This is a genomic window from Microbacterium sp. CFBP 13617 (genome assembly GCF_014839445.1).
Lineage (GTDB): Bacteria > Actinomycetota > Actinomycetes > Actinomycetales > Microbacteriaceae > Microbacterium.
Window position 1 is genome coordinate 937,047 of record NZ_JACYNW010000001.1, and the last position, 19,355, is coordinate 956,401.

16 protein-coding genes are annotated in these 19,355 nt (G+C 72.3%); 12 read left to right on the plus strand and 4 right to left on the minus strand.

What is annotated here, in order from left to right:
* Positions 1-26: 26 nt before the first annotated feature.
* From IFU40_RS17015 to IFU40_RS04155, 3 genes are read right to left on the minus strand one after another with little or no spacing between them, the layout of a single operon-like run.
* On the minus strand, positions 27-1,619 hold the full coding sequence (locus tag IFU40_RS17015) for an acyltransferase (protein WP_191925469.1): 1,593 nt from the start codon (positions 1,617-1,619) through the stop codon (positions 27-29).
* On the minus strand, positions 1,616-2,713 hold the full coding sequence (locus IFU40_RS04150) for a substrate-binding domain-containing protein (protein ID WP_055832907.1): 1,098 nt from the start codon (positions 2,711-2,713) through the stop codon (positions 1,616-1,618). The genes IFU40_RS17015 and IFU40_RS04150 overlap by 4 nt, the downstream gene beginning before the upstream one ends.
* Positions 2,710-4,632 (minus strand): heparinase II/III domain-containing protein, encoded by a 1,923-nt coding sequence (locus IFU40_RS04155; protein WP_191925470.1) that lies wholly within the window; start codon positions 4,630-4,632, stop codon positions 2,710-2,712. Before IFU40_RS04155 ends, IFU40_RS04150 begins: the two co-directional genes overlap by 4 nt.
* Before the next feature lie 153 nt (positions 4,633-4,785).
* On the opposite strand from IFU40_RS04155, the gene IFU40_RS04160 reads away from it, so the two are divergent.
* The 12 genes from IFU40_RS04160 to IFU40_RS04215 all read left to right on the plus strand — a co-directional run bounded on the left by IFU40_RS04160 (position 4,786) and on the right by IFU40_RS04215 (position 17,143).
* On the plus strand, positions 4,786-6,798 hold the full coding sequence (locus IFU40_RS04160; protein WP_342343472.1) for a DUF2264 domain-containing protein: 2,013 nt from the start codon (positions 4,786-4,788) through the stop codon (positions 6,796-6,798).
* Positions 6,795-8,096 (plus strand): ABC transporter substrate-binding protein, encoded by a 1,302-nt coding sequence (locus IFU40_RS04165; RefSeq protein WP_055832910.1) that lies wholly within the window; start codon positions 6,795-6,797, stop codon positions 8,094-8,096. Before IFU40_RS04160 ends, IFU40_RS04165 begins: the two co-directional genes overlap by 4 nt.
* Before the next feature lie 77 nt (positions 8,097-8,173).
* Positions 8,174-9,112: a carbohydrate ABC transporter permease gene (locus IFU40_RS04170; RefSeq protein ID WP_191925472.1), complete on the plus strand. Its 939-nt coding sequence runs from the start codon at positions 8,174-8,176 to the stop codon at positions 9,110-9,112.
* Positions 9,112-10,029 (plus strand): carbohydrate ABC transporter permease, encoded by a 918-nt coding sequence (locus IFU40_RS04175; protein ID WP_055832913.1) that lies wholly within the window; start codon positions 9,112-9,114, stop codon positions 10,027-10,029. The genes IFU40_RS04170 and IFU40_RS04175 overlap by 1 nt, the downstream gene beginning before the upstream one ends.
* A gap of 3 nt (positions 10,030-10,032) precedes the next feature.
* A complete protein-coding gene (locus IFU40_RS04180) occupies positions 10,033-10,704 on the plus strand; it encodes a ferredoxin-NADPH reductase (RefSeq protein ID WP_070409203.1) in 672 nt (223 codons plus the stop codon).
* A 17-nt stretch (positions 10,705-10,721) separates the two neighbouring features.
* Entirely contained in the window at positions 10,722-11,903 is a 1,182-nt protein-coding gene (locus IFU40_RS04185; RefSeq protein ID WP_191925473.1) for a glycoside hydrolase family 88 protein, read from the plus strand.
* Positions 11,897-12,760, plus strand: coding sequence for a fumarylacetoacetate hydrolase family protein (locus tag IFU40_RS04190; RefSeq protein WP_191925474.1), 864 nt, complete (start codon positions 11,897-11,899; stop codon positions 12,758-12,760). The genes IFU40_RS04185 and IFU40_RS04190 overlap by 7 nt, the downstream gene beginning before the upstream one ends.
* On the plus strand, positions 12,757-13,521 hold the full coding sequence (gene kduD, locus IFU40_RS04195) for a 2-dehydro-3-deoxy-D-gluconate 5-dehydrogenase KduD (RefSeq protein ID WP_194716734.1): 765 nt from the start codon (positions 12,757-12,759) through the stop codon (positions 13,519-13,521). Before IFU40_RS04190 ends, kduD begins: the two co-directional genes overlap by 4 nt.
* Before the next feature lie 52 nt (positions 13,522-13,573).
* Positions 13,574-14,419: a 5-dehydro-4-deoxy-D-glucuronate isomerase gene (kduI, locus tag IFU40_RS04200; RefSeq protein WP_191925475.1), complete on the plus strand. Its 846-nt coding sequence runs from the start codon at positions 13,574-13,576 to the stop codon at positions 14,417-14,419.
* Positions 14,419-15,357 carry a sugar kinase gene (locus IFU40_RS04205; protein ID WP_191925476.1) on the plus strand — a complete coding sequence of 313 codons (939 nt, stop codon included), beginning with the start codon at positions 14,419-14,421 and terminating at the stop codon, positions 15,355-15,357. The genes kduI and IFU40_RS04205 overlap by 1 nt, the downstream gene beginning before the upstream one ends.
* On the plus strand, positions 15,344-15,967 hold the full coding sequence (locus tag IFU40_RS04210; protein ID WP_191925477.1) for a bifunctional 4-hydroxy-2-oxoglutarate aldolase/2-dehydro-3-deoxy-phosphogluconate aldolase: 624 nt from the start codon (positions 15,344-15,346) through the stop codon (positions 15,965-15,967). Before IFU40_RS04205 ends, IFU40_RS04210 begins: the two co-directional genes overlap by 14 nt.
* Before the next feature lie 132 nt (positions 15,968-16,099).
* Complete coding sequence (locus IFU40_RS04215) at positions 16,100-17,143, plus strand: NAD(P)-dependent alcohol dehydrogenase (RefSeq protein ID WP_055940535.1); 1,044 nt, start codon at positions 16,100-16,102, stop codon at positions 17,141-17,143.
* A 431-nt stretch (positions 17,144-17,574) separates the two neighbouring features.
* Here the strand turns inward: IFU40_RS04215 and pgm are convergent, their stop codons facing one another.
* Complete coding sequence (gene pgm / locus IFU40_RS04220) at positions 17,575-19,221, minus strand: phosphoglucomutase (alpha-D-glucose-1,6-bisphosphate-dependent) (protein ID WP_191925478.1); 1,647 nt, start codon at positions 19,219-19,221, stop codon at positions 17,575-17,577.
* Positions 19,222-19,355: the final 134 nt, after the last annotated feature.

Here is a 19,355-nt window from a genome sequence, read left to right on the forward strand (position 1 = left end):
AACCCGCGGGAGCGCGGGCCCGCGGGTCAGCGGGGTGCGGGCTCGGGGCGGTGGATGCCGCGCGGGCGGTAGCCCAGGGCGTCGGAGCACTCCAGGAGGTCGGCGAGGTACCAGACGATGGCGAGCCACATCTCGGTGCCCTGCATCCCCGGATCGTCACCGTCGAGGCGGAAGGCCATCCCGGCTCCCGCGCGCCAGCCGCTCAGCGCGTGGCGCAGCAGGTCGGCGGCCAGGGTGCGCACCTCGTCGGTGCGGTATCCGCTCGAGCGCGTGAGCCACAGGGGATGGGCGATGTCGAGCACCGTGCACGCGTCTCGGCGCTCGGGCCGCATCCAGCGGTCGTTGCGCGCGTGACGCAGCACGGTGTCGACGACCGCTTCGGGGTGGGCGACGTCGACGCCGAACTGCGCCACGGTGCCGCGCGCGGCGCGGTAGAAGCCGTTGACCAGCAGGCGCAGGTCGCCGTCGGCGCCCGGTCGGCCCCACATCCCGGTGCGGGAGTCGGCGCGCAGCGACAGCCACCCGAACAGGGTCTCGGCGAACGCCGGGGGAACGGCATCCGCCCGGCGCAGGCTCCAGTGCAGCGCGGTGCCGATCGCGTCGACGTGATGACCGGCGCGCCAGGGGTCGTCTCCCCACGGCAGGGCATCGAGGCGCGCGACGAGACCGGCGGCGTCGGCCGCGACGACGTCGGCCAGGGGGTGGGCGAAGCCACCGCCCAGCAGGTCGAGGGCGTAGCCGGCGCTCAGCACGCCGTACGCCGCGTCGGGAGCGTCCCACAGCGACGCCGCGTCGGTCATCAGCCCGGTGTCGGCGCGTTGCTGCGCCCCGAGCACGTCGATCCAGTCGGCGCGGTCGGCACCCGCGGGAGGGCCGCCGTGCAGCAGGGCCGAGAGCTCGATCGCGTCGCAGGTCGCCCGCAGCGACGCGGGCGCGTCGGGGCGATCGCGGAACCCGCCGTCGACGGCTCCCCGCTCGAGCACCGACGACAGTTCGGCGCGCGCCACGTCCGCGAAGCGCGCGAGGTCGTCACGACGCGGATCGGCGACCGCCGTCGGAGCCACTCGCCAGCGCAGCACCCGGGCCGGGTTGCCCCCGACGATTGCCCCGGCGGCGACGTCTTTGGTGACCACGGCCCCCGCCGCGAGCACGGCGTGGTCGCCGACCGTCACGCCGTCGAGCACGATCACGTGCGATCCGATCCAGACGTCCGACCCGATCCGCACGCCGCGTGAGGTCAGCGGTTGGCGGAAGACCTCGGTGCCCGGTTCGAACGAGTGGTTGAAGCCGATGATCGACGTGTGCGCCCCCACGCGGACCGCGTCGCCCAGCTGCACGTCACCGCGCACGACCGTGTACGGGTTGATCGAGCAGTCGGCGCCGATGCGGACCGAGCCGGTGAGGTAGGCGCCGAGCGCGACGTACGAGCGGTCGCCGATCGAGAAGGCGTCGGGATCGACTCCGGCGTGCTCCGACACGAAGACGTCGGCCCCGATCCGCCAGTCGGGATGGGCCGCGCGCAGGGCCGCGAGGTGCGCCCGCTGGCGATCCCGGTCCTCGGGCGCGGCGTCGCCGTCGAACGTCCACGGCGAGAAGTCGTACGACGACGGCGCGGTCATGACCGCGGGGCCGCCGTGGAGGCACGCACGTTCAGGCGCGGACTGAGCTGCACGCGATGCACGGGGCGATCGGGCTCGGCGATGCGCCGGGCCAGCAGCTCGACCGCCGCCTCGCCGACGCTCGCGCGCGGCGGACTGACGGCGGTGAGCGCCGGGGTGAAGAGCTGGGCGACCTCGTCGTCGTACGCGATGATCGACAGGTCGTCGGGCACCGAGATGCCGCGCGTCAGTGCGAGATCGACGAAGGCCATCGCCTCGGGGTCGGAGTGCACGAGCAGGGCCGTCACGCCGGTGGCCAGGGCCGAGTCCAGCGTGGCGTTGACCACGTCGGAGAAGTCGGGGCTCGTGCGGTCGGGCAGGGTCTGCTCGAAGTGATCGGCGGGGGTGAGGGCGAGCTCCTCGCAGGCGGTCTGCCACCCGCCGGCGATCTTTCGCGAGGTGGGCGAGTGCCGCGAGAGGATCAGCCCCACCTTGCGGTGCCCGAGGGTGGCGAGGTGACGGGCGGCGAGCAGGGCGCCGAGCGCGTGGTCGGTCGTCACCGACTCCCTCGGGATGCCGCCCGCTCCCGGAACCGCATCGCGTTCGACCAGCACGCTCGGCACCGGGCAGTCGGAGAGCCAGCTCATGACGTCGGCGGCGTGCGCCGTGTCGGTGTTGGGTGCGACGACCAGTCCGCGCACGTCGCCGTTGGCGACGAGACGTTCCAGCACGGGCCGCTCGTCCTGCAGCTCGTACGAGGCGCCGCGCAGGAGCATCTTGTAGCCCAGGCGCCGACCGGCCGTCTCCATGCCCCGCACGACACCCGGCCAGTAGTAGGCGAGCGACGGAACGAGCACGGCGATCGATCCGGTCTGCGTCTCGTCGGCGCGGGTGGCGGGTGCCGGAGTGTTCGCCCCGGCGACCGCGCCGCCGTGCACCCGGCGCAGCACCCCCTCTTTCTCGAGTTGGGCCAGGTCGCGCCGCAGCGTCACCGTGGCGACGCCCAGGTCGTCGGTGAGCTGCGAGATGCGCACGGCACCGTCGTTGTGCAGGGCGCTCAGGATGTGGGCGCGGCGCTCGGCGGCGAGCGGCTGGTGCGGGGTGGTGTCGGTCATCGAAGATCCTCGGTCGGTGTGTCCAGTTCTACCGTGAGCTGCACGTGAGTGCGCGACGCCAGGGGAAGGGCGAGGCGGGTCAGCCGCTCGCCCCACACCTCGGTGAGCAGCGGATCGTCGAGCTCCCGCACCTCCGCCGTCGCCTCGATGTCGCTCGGCCAGCGCAGACGCACCGCACGAGCCCCCTCGATCGGGACGACGCGGGCACCCCCGCGCTCGAGGGTCACCTCGCCCGCGACGAGCAGATGCACGCGCGTGTCGTCGGTGGTGGGGGCGTCGTCGGCGAAGCGCCAGGCGTCGTCGATCTCGATGCGTCCGCGGGTGCGGTCCAGCGCCGCGCGGCGCCGCCACGACGCGAGCCCCGCGTCGGGATAGGCGTCGGCCAGGTCGACGCGGAAGACGGCGAGGTCGTCGGTCGCCTCCGCGTGCGCGTCGCGGGCGACGGCATCGGCCCCCGCCGGCTGGGTGACGCCGCGCACGACGGGCACGTTGTGCCACGCGCTCTGCATCGTCCAGATGTCGTAGCGGTCGGGGCCGAACGTGGCGGCGGTGTAGGTCGGGCGCCCGGCGTCGACCAGGACGGGCACCCCGTCGACGGCGATGACGACGGCGCCCACGTCGTTGTGGTTGTGGTGCTCGCCGTTGTGCCCGCCCTTCGCGACCAGGGTCAGCCCGTCGCTCGATCCGGCGCGCTCGCGGGCGAGGAACACCTGCGTCGAGGGCAGCCAGACGTCGCGGGGGAGTGGGGGCGGGGCGGGGGATGCCGACACCCAGGCGGGATCGGTCAGCCCGCGCAGCAGCCGGCCCAGGCCCTCGCGCTCGGTGGCGGCGGGGGTGCCCGGACGGCGGTGCGAGGCGGCGAGGGCCGCGGCCGCCGTGTCGCCGTGGCGCCGGGCGGCGCGGTGCAACGCGTGCCACGGCTGGTCGGCGGGGGGTCGGGCCTGCCCGTCGGCGTGGTTGACGAACCAGTCGCCGCCGAGGTGCGAGCGATGGGGGAAGGCGACGGTTTCGCGCAGGGCCGTCACCGCGGTGGTGTCGACCGCGCCGTCGGTGGCGTGCGCGAGGACGTCGAGCGCTTCGAGGGCGCGCGCGGCCCCGTTCCACCAGTAGGCGTACCCCTCGTCGATGGCCCCGTCGGCGGGGAGGACGGCGACGTAGCGGTCGAGACCCTCGACGGCCAGGGCGACGATCCGGTCGCGCTCGATGGCCTCATCGGGCCGGTCGAGCAGGCGCAGGGCGGCGACGATGACGTTGCCGTGGATCCAGGGGTTCCAGTTGTGCACGTCGCCGTCGAGGCCGATCCAGTGCCAGTCGCGGCGCCGTTGGAACGGCGCGAACACGCGCGTGCGGGCTTCGTGGCGGATGCGCGCGCGGAGCCCGGGGGCGCGGGCGTCGAGCTGTTCGCCGAGCAGGTGGTCGATCCAGGCGAGCTGCGCGACCACCTCACCCGCGCCGAGGTCGACGAAGGGATCGGTCACGGTGGCCAGCACCGAGCCGTGCACGCTCCGGGTGTCGTCGTGGGCGGGCCAGCACCACGAGCTCTGCTCGCACAACAGCACGACGCCGTCGACGACCTCGTCGATCCACATCTCGTCGAGGGTGGAGGCGGCGGCGACCGCGGCGCGGCTGAGGCGACGCTGCCTCTCGAAGGCCGCGTCCTCCCAGGCGGTGCGGTCGCCGTCGCGGTGCACCCGGGCCGCGTCGCTCGCCCGCGGCTGCGGCCAGGGCGTCGCGCGCTCGCCGCCGGCGCGGGCGACGAGGTCGTCGATGCCGATGCGATCGGCCGACCCCGCCCGCGGGTCCCACACGGCACGGTCGGATGCCGGGGGCACGGGCAGGGCCTGGGCGGGCGCTCGGAGCGTGATGCCCTCGACGAGCGTCGCGAGCGGCCCGCGGAAGGCGGCGGTGGGGAACGGCATCGGTCTCCTTCGAACGGGATGGTCCCGCTACAAACGATCATAAACGATCACGAAGATTCAGAAAAGATGTTGTGGTGTTGTTTTTTGATTGATACGCTCGCCAACGTTCACCACTCCCGTGTCGGTGAACGGACGGTCTTCGAAGGAGAACCCGTGGCGACTTCCGCCCTTCCCCGCCTCGCCGGCGGACAGCGCAGCGACTGGCTCGCCGTCGCCGATGCGCTGCTCACCGCCGCGCAGCGCCACGCGAGCCCCGGTCGCGGACGCATCGTCTTCCCCGGCGAAGAGGGCGGGTACGGCGCCGCCGTCGACGGCCTCGAGGGGTTCGCCCGCGTCTTCCTCCTCGCCGGGTTCCGCATCGCCGGCGCGCGCGGCCAGGGTGTCGACGACCTCATCGCCTTCTTCACCGCCGGCGTGCGCACCGGCGTCGACCCCGAGGCCCCCGACCGCTGGGTGCGCATGGACGAGCACGCGCAGGCCAAGGTCGAGGCGGCATCGCTCGCCCTCGCCCTCGACCTCACGCGCGACTGGATCTGGGACGCCCTCGACGCGCGCACCCGCGAGCGGGTCATCGCCTACCTCGCCCCCGTCGTCGGAGACGAGACCTACCCGCAGACCAACTGGGTGTGGTTCCGCATCGTGGTCGAGACCTTCCTGCGCTCGGTCGGCGGCCCCTGGTCGGCGTCCGACATCGCCGCCGACCTGGCCCGGCACGACTCGTTCGCCCGCGCCGACGGGTGGATGTCCGACGGCGAAGAACGCGCGTACGACCACTACGTGGGGTGGGCGCTGCACGTGTACCCCGTGCTGTGGCCGCGCATGACCGGCGCCGACGCCCTCGCGGGCGACCGCGCCGCGGCCGACGTGGCGCTCCTGGACCGCTTCCTCGTCGACGCCGTTCGGCTGATCGGCGCCGACGGCTCGCCGCTGCTGCAGGGACGCAGCCTCATCTACCGCTTCGCCGCCGCCGCTCCGTTCTGGGCCGGCGTGATCGCCGAAGTCCCCTCGACCGGCGCGGGGCGTCTGCGTCACGCGGCCGGCGCGATCGTCGACCACTTCGTCTCGCACGGGGCCCCCGACGTCGACGGCGTGCTCACCCTCGGATGGCACGGCGAATGGCGCGCCCTCGCCCAGTCGTACTCGGGTCCCGGCTCGCCCTACTGGGCCGTCAAGGGTCTGATGGGCATCGCCCTCCCCGCCGACCACCCGGTGTGGACGGCGCCCGACGAGCCCCTCCCCGTCGCCGAGGTCGACGACCTGCGGGCCGTGGCCGCCGCCGGGTGGATCGTCTCGGGAACTCGGGCCGACGGGATCGTGCGCGTGATCAACCACGGCACCGACAAGGCGCGCCCCGGGGCTCGCAGCGCCGACTCTCCGCTGTACGCCCGCATCGGCTACTCCACGGCCACCGCGCCGCTGCTCGACGAGCTCGCCTGGACCGACCCCCTCGAACAGGCCGTCGCCCTGGTCGACGCGTCGGGCCGCGCGACCCACCGCACGGCGCTCGTGCCCCTGGGGGCGCACGTTGTCGACGGGGTGGGAGTCGCGGCGTCGACGTCGGACGTGCACACGGTGGATGCCGTTCCCACCGCGCACCGCCACGGCGCCGGTCTCACGGGCTCGGTGCGTCACGTCGGCCGGGTGACGGTGCGCTCGCTCGTGCGCGGCGCCTGGGAGGTACGCATCGCCTCGGTCGACGACCTCGCCCCCGGCATCGACGTCGACACCCTGCGGGTGCGCGTCGGCGGGTGGCCGATCGCGGGCGCCGATCCCGCGCACTCCACCGACACGGGCGCCGCCGAGGTGCGTTCGCAGGGCCGGGTGTCCGGCATCCGGGCCCTCACCCCCGACGCCACCTCGCGCGTGATCGTGCGCCGCCACGCCAGCCCGCTCGGCGAGGTCGCCGTGGTGCCGGTGCTGACGTGGGACGCGCAGGTCGGCCGGCCCTTCGTCGCCCTCGTCTCGCTGAGCGGCGACACCACGGCCGACACCCGCGACGCCGCGTTCGAGATCGAGGGCGACGAGCCCGTCGCCGTCGTCACCTGGCCCGACGGCCGGTGCACCCGCACCCCTCTCACAGACTCCGGAGCCTCTCGATGGGCGCACCGGCATTCACGGGCCCGCACCGGAGCCCCGTACGCAATCGCAAAGGAGCAGCACGTATGAAGCGCAAGATCGTCGTCGCGACCGGGATGGGCATCGTCGCCGCCCTGTCGCTGACCGCCTGCAGTGGGGGATCCTCGGACGCCGCCGCCGAGGGTGGCCCCGTCACGCTGTCGATGTCGGGATGGAGCCTCAGCACCACGCCGGAGTTCCAGGCCCTCGCCGACAAGTTCCACGAAGACAACCCCGACGTCACGATCGAGGTCAAGGAGTACGACTCCACCAACTACGACACCCTCATGACGGCCGACCTGGCCGCGGGCACCGGCCCCGACATCGTGACGCAGAAGAACCTCAAGACCTTCATCACGTACCAGGCCGGCGGTCAGCTCGCCGACGTCTCCGACGTGACGCTGCCCGACGGCATCGGCGGCGCCGACGCCTACGACGTCGACGGCTCCACCTGGGCCGTGCCGTACCGCCAGGACTCCTGGGTGCTCTTCTACAACAAGGACCTCTTCACGCAGGCCGGCGTCGCCGAGCCCGACGGGTCGTGGACCTGGGACGACTACGAGAAGGCCGCCGAAGAGCTGACCACCCAGCTCGGCGCCGCCGGCTCCGCCGCCCTCGGCACCTACCAGCACAACTGGCAGTCGACGGTGCAGGGCTTCGCCAACGCGCAGAGCCCCGACGTGAACATCCTCGACGGCGAGTTCGGCTACCTCGAGCCCTACTACGAGCGTTCGCTCGCCCTGCAGCAGGCGGGCGCGCAGGTCGAGTACAACACCGTCACCGCCAACAAGCTCACCTACCAGGCTGAGTTCGGCAAGCAGCAGGCGGCCATGATGCCCATGGGCACCTGGTACGCGGCCACGCTCATCGCCCAGCAGGCCAAGGGCGAGGCCGACGCCTTCTCGTGGGGCTTCGCGCCCATCCCGCAGTTCGACTCGTCGACGGCCGGCACCTCGAAGACGCCGGTGACCTTCGGCGACCCGACCGGGTTCGCCGTGAACAAGGCGGCGGATGCCACCAAGCTCGCCGCCGCGAAGAAGTTCCTCGCCTTCGCCGCCGGTGAAGAGGGCGCGCAGGTGCTCGCGGGCCTCGGCATCACGCCGGCCTTCACCAGCGACACCGTCGCCCAGACGTACTTCGCGGTGAAGGGCGCCCCCGCCGACGAGCTGTCGTCGTTCGCGTGGTCGTCGCACGACACCAAGCCCGAGAACCCCACCTCGGCCAAGACCGCGGCCGTGCAGAACATCCTGCTCGACCTGCACACCGCCGTGATGTCGGGTTCGACGTCGATCGACGACGCCATCTCGACCGCCGAGAACCGCGTCAAGAGCGAGGTCGGCGTCGGCTGACGCGACCACCGGTGGCCGGCCCGGCGCCCACGTCCGGGCCGGCCACCCCTGAGATCCCCTCGAGATCTGGAGACACCATGGCGACCATCGCCGACACGCGCCCGCGGGCGCCGAAGACCGGGCGTCACGGCCAGCGACGTCGCTCGCGTCTGACGCTGCGCAGCACCCTCATCGGGTGGAGCTTCATCCTCCCCAACTTCCTCGGCTTCGCCGCCCTGACGCTCGTGCCCGTCGTGACGCTGTTCTACATGTCGATGACGAACTGGAACGTCTTCGGCTCGTCGGCGTTCGTGGGCCTGGCCAACTTCGAGCGACTGTTGGGCGACGGCAGCTTCCGCATCGCCCTGTTCAACACGCTCTACTACGCGGCGCTGCACATCCCGCTGACGATGATCGTCGCGCTGGGACTCGCGCTGCTGCTGAACAACAAGCTGCGCGGGGTCGCGTTCTTCCGCACCGCGGCGTTCTTCCCCTACATCACCTCGATCGTCGCGATCGCCGTGGTGTGGAACCTGCTGTTCAGCCCCGAGTACGGCCCCATCAACGAGATCCTGCGCTTCTTCGGGCTGCAGAACCCGCCCGGATGGCTCACCTCGTCGGATTGGGCGATGCCCGCCGTCGTCATCATCAGCACCTGGCGCGACATGGGCTACTACATGATCCTCTTCCTCGCGGGACTGCAGACCATCCCGCGCGAGCTGCAGGAGGCGGCCCGCGTCGACGGCGCCAACGTCTGGCAGCGCTTCGTGAACGTCACCCTCCCGTGCCTGCGGCCGACGACGTTCTTCGTCACCGTGATGCTCACCATCAACTCGTTCAAGATCTTCGACCTGATCCTCGTGATGACCCAGGGCGGGCCCGGGCAGTCCACGCTCGTGCTCTCTCAGTTCATCTACCAGAAGGGCTTCCAGGAGAACCAGTTCGGGTACGCCTCGGCGGCCTCGATCGTGCTCTTCCTGCTGTGCATCGTGGTGACCCTGGTGCAGTTCTTCCTCAACAAGAAGCGGGACGCCTGATGACCGACCTCCTCGTTCCCGACGCGACCCGCACACTCGTGACGGCCGGCGCCAAGCCGCCGCGTCGCCGACCGGTCGCCGGCTCCGCGCGACCCGTCCGCCGGGTGGGGCGCATCGTCGGCTACGCCGTGATGATCCTCGCCGCGGCAGCGCTGCTCATGCCGTTCTTCTGGATGATCATGAGCTCGCTGAAGACGCCCAACGACGTGTTCAGCGCTCCCGTGAAGTGGTTCCCCGAGACGTGGGTGTGGAGCAACTACATCGACATCTGGACGCAGTCCGGCATGCTCACGTGGATCCGCAACACCCTCGTGCTGGCGGTCGTCGTGACCTTCCTGCAGGTGCTGACGGGCTCGTTCGCCGCCTACGGCTTCTCGCGCATGCGGTTCCCCGGACGCGACGTGCTGTTCCTCGTGTACATCGGCACGATCGCCGTGCCGTGGCAGTCGTACATGATCCCGCAGTTCATCCTGCTCTCCAACGCCAAGGTCTCGAACACCCTCTGGGCGATCATCCTCATCCAGGCGTTCGGCGCCTTCGGGGTGTTCCTCATGAAGCAGTACTACGACACCATCCCCGAAGACCTCTCCGAGGCCGCGCGTCTCGACGGCCTCAGCGAGTACGGCATCTGGGCGCGCATCATGGTGCCCCTGTCGGTCCCCGCCATCGCCAGCCTCACCATGCTGACCTTCGTCGGCACGTGGAACGACTACCTTGGGCCGCTGATCTACCTGCGCAGCCCCGACCTCTGGACCATCCAGCTCGGGCTGCAGAGCTTCGTCAGCACGCTGTACGACGCCAACTACGCCCTGCTGTTCGCGGGTCTGACGATGTCGGTCGTGCCGATCGCGATCGTGTTCCTCTTCGGGCAGAAGTACTTCGTCGAGGGCATCGCGACCAGCGGAATGAAGGGCTGAGCCATGCGCCGCATCTCTCACGACACCTACGCGAACATCTTCTCGACGGTCTACCTCGGGCTCATGGTCAATCTGCTGCTGCTGATCGGCTGCGCCCCCCTGGTGTTCCTGCTGCTCACCACCGACCCGGTGATGTCGTGGCCCCTGCTGGCGATCGCCGCTCCCCTCGCCGCGCCCGCCCTCGCCGGGGCTCTGACGGCCTTCCGCGCGCACGGCCTCGGCGACGGACGGGTGATCCGCACCTTCTGGGCGGGGTGGCGCGCCAGCGCCCCGAAGGCCTTGGTCATCGGCGCGCTCGTCGCGGTGGTGCTCGCGATCGTCGTGGTCGACGTGCGCGCCGTGTCGGCGGCATCCTGGGCCGTCGTGGTCGTCCCCCTCTGCGCGACGGTGGCGCTGCTCGCCCTCGCGACGACGCCGGTGGCGCTGACCGCCCTCGTCGAGGCCCCCGGTACGCCGCTGCGCGTGCTGCTCTCGACCGCCGCGGTGCTGGCGGTGCGCCGCTGGTACCTCAGCGCGGTGAGCCTGCTCGTGCTCGCAGGGCAGGCCGTGCTGTTCACCACCTCGCCCGCGCTGGCTCTCGGCCTCACCGCCGCGCCCGCGCTGTACCTCGTCTGGGCCAACGCCCGCTTCGCCCTCCGCCCCGTGCTTCCGGCCGACGCCACCGTCGCCGTCTGATCAAAAGGAATTCCCGAATGACGACCTCCCCTCCCACCGCGCGGGTGGACACCGACCGTGCCATCGCGCAGGTGCTGGCCACGATCCGGGCCAACATCGCCGCGTTCGGCCCGCGCTACCCCGACGACACCACCCGGGACAACCGGTACTACCTGCGACCGGCCGTGCCCGGATTCGACGAGGGCGCCAACCGCGGGTGGACCACCAGCTTCTGGCCGGGCATGCAGTGGATCGCCTTCGACCTCACCGGCGACGCCGACTTCCGCGACGCGGCCCTCGCGCACGCCGCCGACTTCGGCCGCCGCGTGCGCGACGAGGAAGACCTCGACACGCACGACCTGGGGTTCCTGTACACGCTGTCGTGCGTGGCCCCGACGCGCCTGCTCGCCGATGACGAGCGTGCGGGGGACGCCCGTGCCGCCGCGCTCTCGGCGGCCGAGCACCTCATGTCGCGGTACCTGCCGTCGGCCGGCGTGATCCAGGCGTGGGGCAACCTCGCCGACCCCGCTCAGCGCGGACGCACGATCATCGACAGCCTGATGAACATGCCGCTGCTCACCTGGGCGGGCGAGCAGACCGGCGATCCCCGCTTCGGCGAGGTCGTCGCCCGGCACACCACCGAGCTGCGTCGACACATCCTGCGGCCCGACGGTTCGACCTTCCACACCTTCTACTGGGATGCCGCGACGGGCGAGCCCCTGCGCGGGGCGACCGAGCAGGGGGCGTTCGACGACTCGTGCTGGGCGCGCGGGCAGGCGTGGGGCATCTACGGCTTCGCGCTGAACCACCGCGCGACCGGCGACGACTCGCTGCTGGCCGCGTCGCGCACGTGCGCGGAATACTTCCTCTCGCACCTTCCCGCCGACGACGTGCCCTACTGGGACCTCGTCTACAACGACGGCGCCGAGGCCCCCCGCGACAGCTCCGCGGGGGCGATCGCGGTGTGCGGTCTGTACGAGCTCGCCGCCGCCGATCCCGCGAACGCCGAACGGTGGCGCGCGGCGGCCGACCGCATCCTGGCCTCGCTCATCGCCCGCTACACCCCGGCCGAGGCCGCCGACGCCGACACGGTGCTGCTGCACAGCGTCTACGACCTGCCCAAGAACGTCGGAGTCGACGAGGGCACCCTCTGGGGCGACTACTTCTACTTCGAGGCGCTCGCCCGCGCCGCCCGCCCCGACTGGCGGCCGGTGTGGTGAGGCTCGCGCGGGTCGCCGCCGACGGCGGCGAGCGTTCGGTCGCCGTGCTGTCGGCGAGCTCCGGAGACCGCCTGCTCGACCTCGGCCCCCGGCCGCTGCCCGAGCTGTTCGCCGGGCTCGACGGCATCCGCGATCTCGTCGCCACCGCGGATGCCGAGACCCTGCCGCCGCTCGACCCCTCGGCGCTGCGCGCGCCGGTGGTGCCGCGCTCGCTGCTGTGCCTGGGGTACAACTACCGCGGGCACGTGCCCGACGGGGTCGACCCCACCGCCGACGACCCGGCCACGCCGGACGTGTTCGTGAAGACGGCGAACACGCTGGGCGGTCCGGCCGATCCCGTCGTGATCCCCGCCGTGGCCGACGACGTCGACTACGAGGGGGAGGTCGCCGTCGTCATCGGCCGACGGGCGCACGGGGTATCGCTCGACGACGCCCTGTCGTACGTCGCGGGCTACACCCTGCTCAACGACGTGTCCGACCGGTCGTGGCAGCGTCGACAGAGCCAGTGGGCGCTGGGCAAGTGCTTCGACGGGTTCGCGCCGCTGGGGCCCTGGATGGTCACCGCCGACGAGATCGATCCGCAGGACCTCGTCGTCGAGGTCGTGCGAGACGGCCGGGTCACCGTGTCGCAGTCGACGGCGACGACGATCTTCTCGGTCGCCTTCGTCGTGCACTACCTCAGCCAGGTGCTGACGCTCGAGCCCGGCGACGTCGTCTCGACCGGCACGCCGCAGAAGCTGGCCGCCGCGCAAGCCGCGCACCGACCGCTCGCCCCCGGCGACGCCGTGACCGTGCGCGTCGCGGGGATCGGCGAGCTGACCACCGTCTTCACCTCACCCTCGGGAGCACCCGCATGATCCTCGACACCTTCCGCCTCGACGGCCGCGTCGCCGTCGTCACCGGCTCGAGCCGCGGCCTCGGCCAGGGCGCGGCCCTCGCGCTCGCCGAGGCGGGCGCCGACCTCGTGCTCATCGACCGCGGCGACGCCGAGCACACCGCCGACCTCGCTCGGGGGCTCGGGCGGCGCGTGCACACCGTGCACCGCGACTTCGTCTCGGCCACGCGCGACGAGCTCGCCGCGGCGATCGACGAGGCGGCCGACGTCCTCGGCCGCGTCGACATCCTCGTCAACAACGCCGGCACCATCCGCCGCGCCCCCGCCGCCGAGCACGGCGCCGCCGACTGGGACGACGTGCTCGCCGTCAACCTCGACGCCGTCTTCCACCTCTCGCAGGCCGCCGGCCGTCGCATGATCGCGCAGGGCTGGGGGCGCATCGTCAACGTCGCCTCGATGCTGTCGTTCCAGGGCGGCATCCTCGTGCCCGGCTACGCGGCCTCCAAGCACGCCGTCGCGGGACTCACCAAAGCGCTCGCCAACGAGTGGGCGGCCTCGGGGGTCACCGTCAACGCGATCGCCCCGGGCTACATGGCGACCGACAACACCGCCCCCATCCGCGCCGACGCCGACCGCGAGGCCTCGATCCTCGCGCGCATCCCCGCCGGACGCTGGGGGACCCCGGGCGACCTGCAGGGCGCGTTCGTGTTCCTCGCCTCCGACGCCGCCGCCTACGTCACCGGCACGGTGATCCCCGTCGACGGCGGCTGGCTCGTGCGCTGACACCGCCCGCTCCGCCCCTCGCCTTCCCGACCCCGAACCCCAGGAGAATCGCATGACCGCCTCCATCCCCCAGCGCTACGCGACCCACCCCGCGCAGATCCCCGGCATGGACACCGCCGACCTGCGCGAGCGTTTCCTCATCGACGACCTCTTCGTCGCCGGCGAGGTGCGGTTGACCTACACGCACCACGACCGCATCGTGCTGGGCGGTGCCGTGCCGGCGGGCGCTCCGCTGCCCCTCACCGGCTATCCCGAGATCCGCAGCGAGTACTTCCTCGAGCACCGCGAGGTGGGCATCGTCAACGTCGGCGGGGCCGGCACCGTCACCGCCGACGGCGAGGTGTACGAGCTCGTCACCGGCGCGTGCCTGTACCTGGGGCGCGGCATCCGCGACGTCGTGTTCGCCGACGCGGGCACCGACGCCGACTGGGCGCAGTTCTATCTCTTCTCGGCGCCCGCGCACACGAGCTACCCCGCGGCGCTGGTGTCGCCCGGTGAGGGAACGGTGCGCGAGCTCGGCGACCAGGTCACGAGCAACCGCCGCACCCTGAACCAGTACATCCACGAGAACGGCGTGCAGAGCTGCCAGGTCGTCATGGGCGTGACCCAGCTGCACCCGGGCTCGATGTGGAACACCATGCCGGCCCACACGCACGACCGGCGCACCGAGTGCTACCTCTACTTCGACGTGCCCGCCGACGCCCGCGTCGTGCACCTGATGGGCGAGCGCGACGAGACCCGTCACCTCATCGTCGGCGACCGCCAGGCCGTCATCTCGCCGAGCTGGTCGCTGCACTCGGGGGTCGGCACGGCGGCGTACTCGTTCGTGTGGGCGATGGCGGGCGAGAACCAGGCCTTCGACGACATGGATGCCGCGCCCATCACCGACCTGCGCTGATGACGGGGGTGCTGCTCGCCGTCGGCGAGACGATGGCGATGCTCGCGCCCTCCGACGGGGGAGGGGTCATCGATGCCGCGGCCTTCCTCGTCGACGCGGGCGGGGCGGAATCGAACGTCGCCGCCCACGCCGCCGCCCTCGGGATGACGGCGCGCTGGCACAGTCGCCTCGGCGCCGACGCCCTCGGCGATCGCGTGCTGCGGCAGGTCGCCGCTCGGGGCGTCGACGCGGCGTCGGTCGTCCGAGACCTCGACCGCCCCACGGGTCTGTACGTGAAGGACCCGGGCCGGGGCGTGCGGTACTACCGCCGCGGGTCGGCGGCCTCGGCTCTCACCGAGGGCGATGCCGAGGACCTGGCCCTCGACGGGGTCGACGTGCTGCACGTCTCGGGGATCACGGCCGCCCTGTCGTCGTCCGCCCGGGCGTTCCTCGTCGCGGCGATGGCGCGGGCGCGTGCGCTCGGGGTCACGGTGAGCTTCGACGTGAACCACCGCGCGGCGCTGTGGTCGGCGGCGGACGCGGGTCCCGTCCTCGCCGACCTCGCAACGGCCGCCGACGTCGTCTTCGTCGGCCGCGACGAGGCCGAGACGCTGTGGGCGACCCCGCGCGACAGCGACGTGCGGGCGCTTCTCGACGGCGTCGCGGAACTCGTCGTGAAAGACGGCGACGTCGGCGCCACGGCCTTCCACGGCGAGGCGCGCACGTTCGTCCCGGCGCTGCGGGTCGAGGTGCTCGACGCGGTGGGGGCCGGAGACGCCTTCGCCGGCGGGTACCTCGCCGCCCGCTCCCGCGGGCTCGGGGTCGCCGCACGGCTCGCCGCGGGGCACGAGCGTGCGGCGCTGACCCTGCGCACTCTCGGCGACTCCCTGCACGACACGGCCGCCCTGCCGGCATCCACCCTTCGCCCTCTCGATCGGAGCGACCATGCTTCCCGCTGACGACACCACCGCCTTCTTCGACGACCGGTTCGCCGGAGCCCCGCTCATGGCGATCCTGCGCGGCATGGGCCGCGAGCGGTCGCTCGCGGTGGCGGCCACCGCGTGGGACCTCGGCATCGACGCCGTCGAGGTGCCCCTGCAGACCCCCGCCGACGAAGAGGCGCTGCGGGCGGTGTGCGCCGCCGCGGCCGAGCGCGGGCTGCGCGTGTGCGCCGGCACGATCGTCGACCCGGCGCAGGTGCCCGTCGCCCAGGCCGCGGGCGCGGCGTACCTCGTCTCACCGGGCCTCGACCCGGCGGTGGTGGCCGCCGCGCGGGCGCACGGCATCCCGATCCTGCCGGGGGTGGCGACGCCCAGCGAGGTGCAGCTCGCGGTGTCGCTGGGGCTTCGCTGGCTCAAGGCGTTCCCCGCCTCGTGGCTGGGACCGGCGTGGTTCCGCGTCATCCGCGGGCCGTTCCCCGACGTGCGGTTCGTGGCCACCGGGGGACTCGACGCCGGCAACGCGGCCGAGTTCCTGGATGCCGGGGTGCGCGTCGCCGCGGTCGGATCAGCGCTCGAAGACCCCGCGCAGCTCCCGCGCCTCGCCACCCTGCTCACCCGCCCGTCCTAGCCCCGGCCCCCACCCCCCGCCCCCCGGCGCGCGAGTCGTGGCACCTCGCGCACATCCGTGCAAGCCCGCGCCGCCCTCGGCGTGCCCGGGGGAGGATGGATGCATCCGCATCGACCCCTCCTGAGGAGACCCATGCACGTCAACGCCTACGCGGCGTCGTCCGCGACTTCGCCCCTCGAGCCCACGACCATCGAGCGCCGTGACGTCGGCCCGAAGGACGTCCTGATCGACATCGCCTACGCCGGCATCTGCCACTCCGACATCCACACCATCCGCGGCGAGTGGGGCGACGTGCCCTACCCCCTGACGGTGGGCCACGAGATCGTCGGAACGGTCGCCGAGATCGGCTCCGAGGTCACCTCGCACAAGGTCGGCGACCGCGTCGGCGTCGGCTGCATGGTCAACTCGTGCCGCGAGTGCGACAACTGCCTCGCCGGCGAGGAGCAGTACTGCGAGAAGGGCAACATCGGCACCTACGCCGGTAAGGACGTCGACGGCTCGATCACGCAGGGCGGCTACAGCGAGAAGATCGTCGTCGACGAGCACTTCGTGCTGCGCGTCCCCGAGTCGATTCCCTACGACAAGGCCGCCCCGCTGCTGTGCGCCGGCATCACGACCTACTCGCCGCTGAACCACTGGAACGCCGGCCCCGGCAAGAAGGTCGCCATCGTCGGCCTCGGCGGTCTCGGCCACATGGCCGTCAAGATCGCCCACGCCATGGGCGCCGAGGTCACGGTGCTCTCGCAGACGCTGAGCAAGAAGGACGACGGCCTCAAGATGGGCGCCGACCACTACTACGCGACCAAGGACGAAGAGACCTTCGCGACGCTGAAGAACACCTTCGACCTCATCGTCAACACCGTCAGCGCCCCCCTCGAGCTGAAGAAGTACCTCGGACTGCTCACGCTCAACGGCACGATGGTCAACGTCGGCGCCCCGCCGGAGCCGCTGCCCATCCAGGTCTTCACGCTGTTCACGAACCGTCGCTCGTTCGCCGGCTCGTCGATCGGCGGCATCCGCGAGACCCAGGAGATGCTCGACTTCTGCGCCGAGAACGGCATCGCCCCCGAGGTCGAGGTCATCTCGGCCGACCAGATCAACGAGGCCTACGAGCGCGTGCTGAAGAGCGACGTGCGCTACCGCTTCGTCATCGACGCGGCGACCTTCGCGTCCTGACCCCGATCGCCCCGGCCCCGACGCTCCGCGGAGCGCCGGGGCCGCGGCATCCCGTCTCGGGCACGCCTGCGTGGCAGACGCCCTTATTCGCCCCGCCCTCCGGCGCCGGGCCCCGGCCACCCGCGCGCGAGCCCGGGCTACCCGCGCGCGGGCCCCGGGCCACCCGCGCGCGGGCCCGGGCCACCCGCGCATAAACGCTCTTCCTGCGCATAAACGCGCAGGCGTCGTGTTTATGCGCAGGAATAGCGTTTATGGATGCCATAACCCCGGCCGGCGACGCGCCCCGGCCCGGGCGCAACCCCGACCCGCGACGCGCACCCGACCCGCGCGCCCCCGGCCCGCGACGCGCCCCCGACCCGCGACGTGCCCCGGCCCGCGCGCAGCACGCGAAAGCGGCGCCGCCCCGAAGGGCGACGCCGCTTTCTCGCGCGTCAGGCCTGGCCGAGAGCGGCGGAGACGACCGCGCGGGCCTCTTCCTGCACCTCGCGCAGGTGGTCTTCGCCGCGCAGCGACTCCGCGTACAGCTTGTAGACGTCTTCGGTGCCCGAGGGGCGCGCGGCGAACCAGGCCGACTCGGTCTGCACCTTGAGGCCGCCGATCGCCGCGCCGTTGCCCGGAGCGTGCGAGAGCTTGGCGACGATCGGCTCGCCGGCCAGCTCGGTGGCGCTCACGGCATCGGGTGACAGCTTCGACAGCGTCGACTTCTGCGCGGGCGTCGCGGGAGCATCGACACGCTGGTAGGCCGAGGCGCCGAACTCGGCCTCGAGCTCGGCGTACCGCTGCGACGGCGTCTTGCCGGTGACGGCGAGGATCTCGGCGGCGAGCAGGCACAGCAGGATGCCGTCTTTGTCGGTGGTCCAGACCGTGCCGTCTTTGCGCAGGAACGACGCCCCGGCCGACTCCTCGCCGCCGAAGGCGACGGAGCCGTCGAGCAGCCCCGGCACGAACCACTTGAAGCCCACGGGCACCTCGAGCAGCGTCTTGCCGAGCGAGGCGGCGACCTTGTCGATGATCATCGACGACACGAGCGTCTTGCCGATCGCGGCGTCGGCGGGCCAGCCCGGACGGTGCGAGAACAGGTAGTCGATCGCGACGGCCAGGTAGTGGTTGGGGTTCATCAGCCCCGCGTCGGGCGTCACGATGCCGTGGCGGTCGGCATCGGCGTCGTTGCCCGTGAGGATGTCGTAGTCGGTGCGCGCGGCGACGAGCGAGGCCATGGCCGAGGGCGACGAGGGATCCATGCGGATCTTCTCGTCCCAGTCGAGCGTCATGAACTTCCAGGTCGGGTCGACCTCGGGGTTCACCACGGTGAGGTCGAGGCCGTACACCTCGGCGATGAGCGCCCAGTACTCCACCGAGGCCCCGCCCAGCGGGTCGGCGCCCATGCGGACGCCGGCGCTCTTGATGGCGTCGATGTCGATGATGGATGCCAGATCCCGCACGTACGCGTCGCGGAAGTCGTACTGGCCGAGGTTCTCGAGGTCGATGTCGGCGTGGCGGGTGCGCTGCACCCCCGACAGGCCCGCGGTGATCAGTTGGTTCGCACGGTCGGCGATCCAGCCGGTGGCGTCGGTGTCGGCGGGGCCGCCGTGCGGCGGGTTGTACTTGAAGCCGCCGTCGCGCGGAGGATTGTGCGACGGGGTCACGACGATGCCGTCGGCGCGGCCCGGGTCGTCGGCCGCGCGGCCCTTGTTGTAGGCCAGGATCGCGTGGCTGAGAGCGGGCGTCGGCACCCACGCGTCACGGGAATCGACACGCACGTCGACACCGTTGGCGACGAGCACCTCGATGGCGCTGCGCTCGGCGGGCAGCGAGAGCCCGTGGGTGTCGCGGCCGAGGAACAGGGGCCCCGTGATGCCCTGCGCCGCGCGGTAGTCGACGATCGCCTGGGTGGTGGCGAGGATGTGGTCTTCGTTGAAGCTGGTGCTCAACGACGAGCCCCGGTGACCACTGGTGCCGAAGGCGACGCGCTGCTCGGGCACCGCGGCATCCGGTTTGCGGTCGTAATACGCCGCGATCAGTTCGTCGATGTCGATGAGATCGGATGCCTCTGCGGGCTGCCCTGCGCGACTGCTCATGCGCCCAGTCTGCCCGCTGCGTCCGACATGCGCACACGCCGTGACGCAATTCTGCGGGAATCCCTTGCTCGGTGCACCGCTTCCGATCGTGCGCACGACGCTCGCCGCCGGGCCCGTTCGACGGTGAGGGGGCG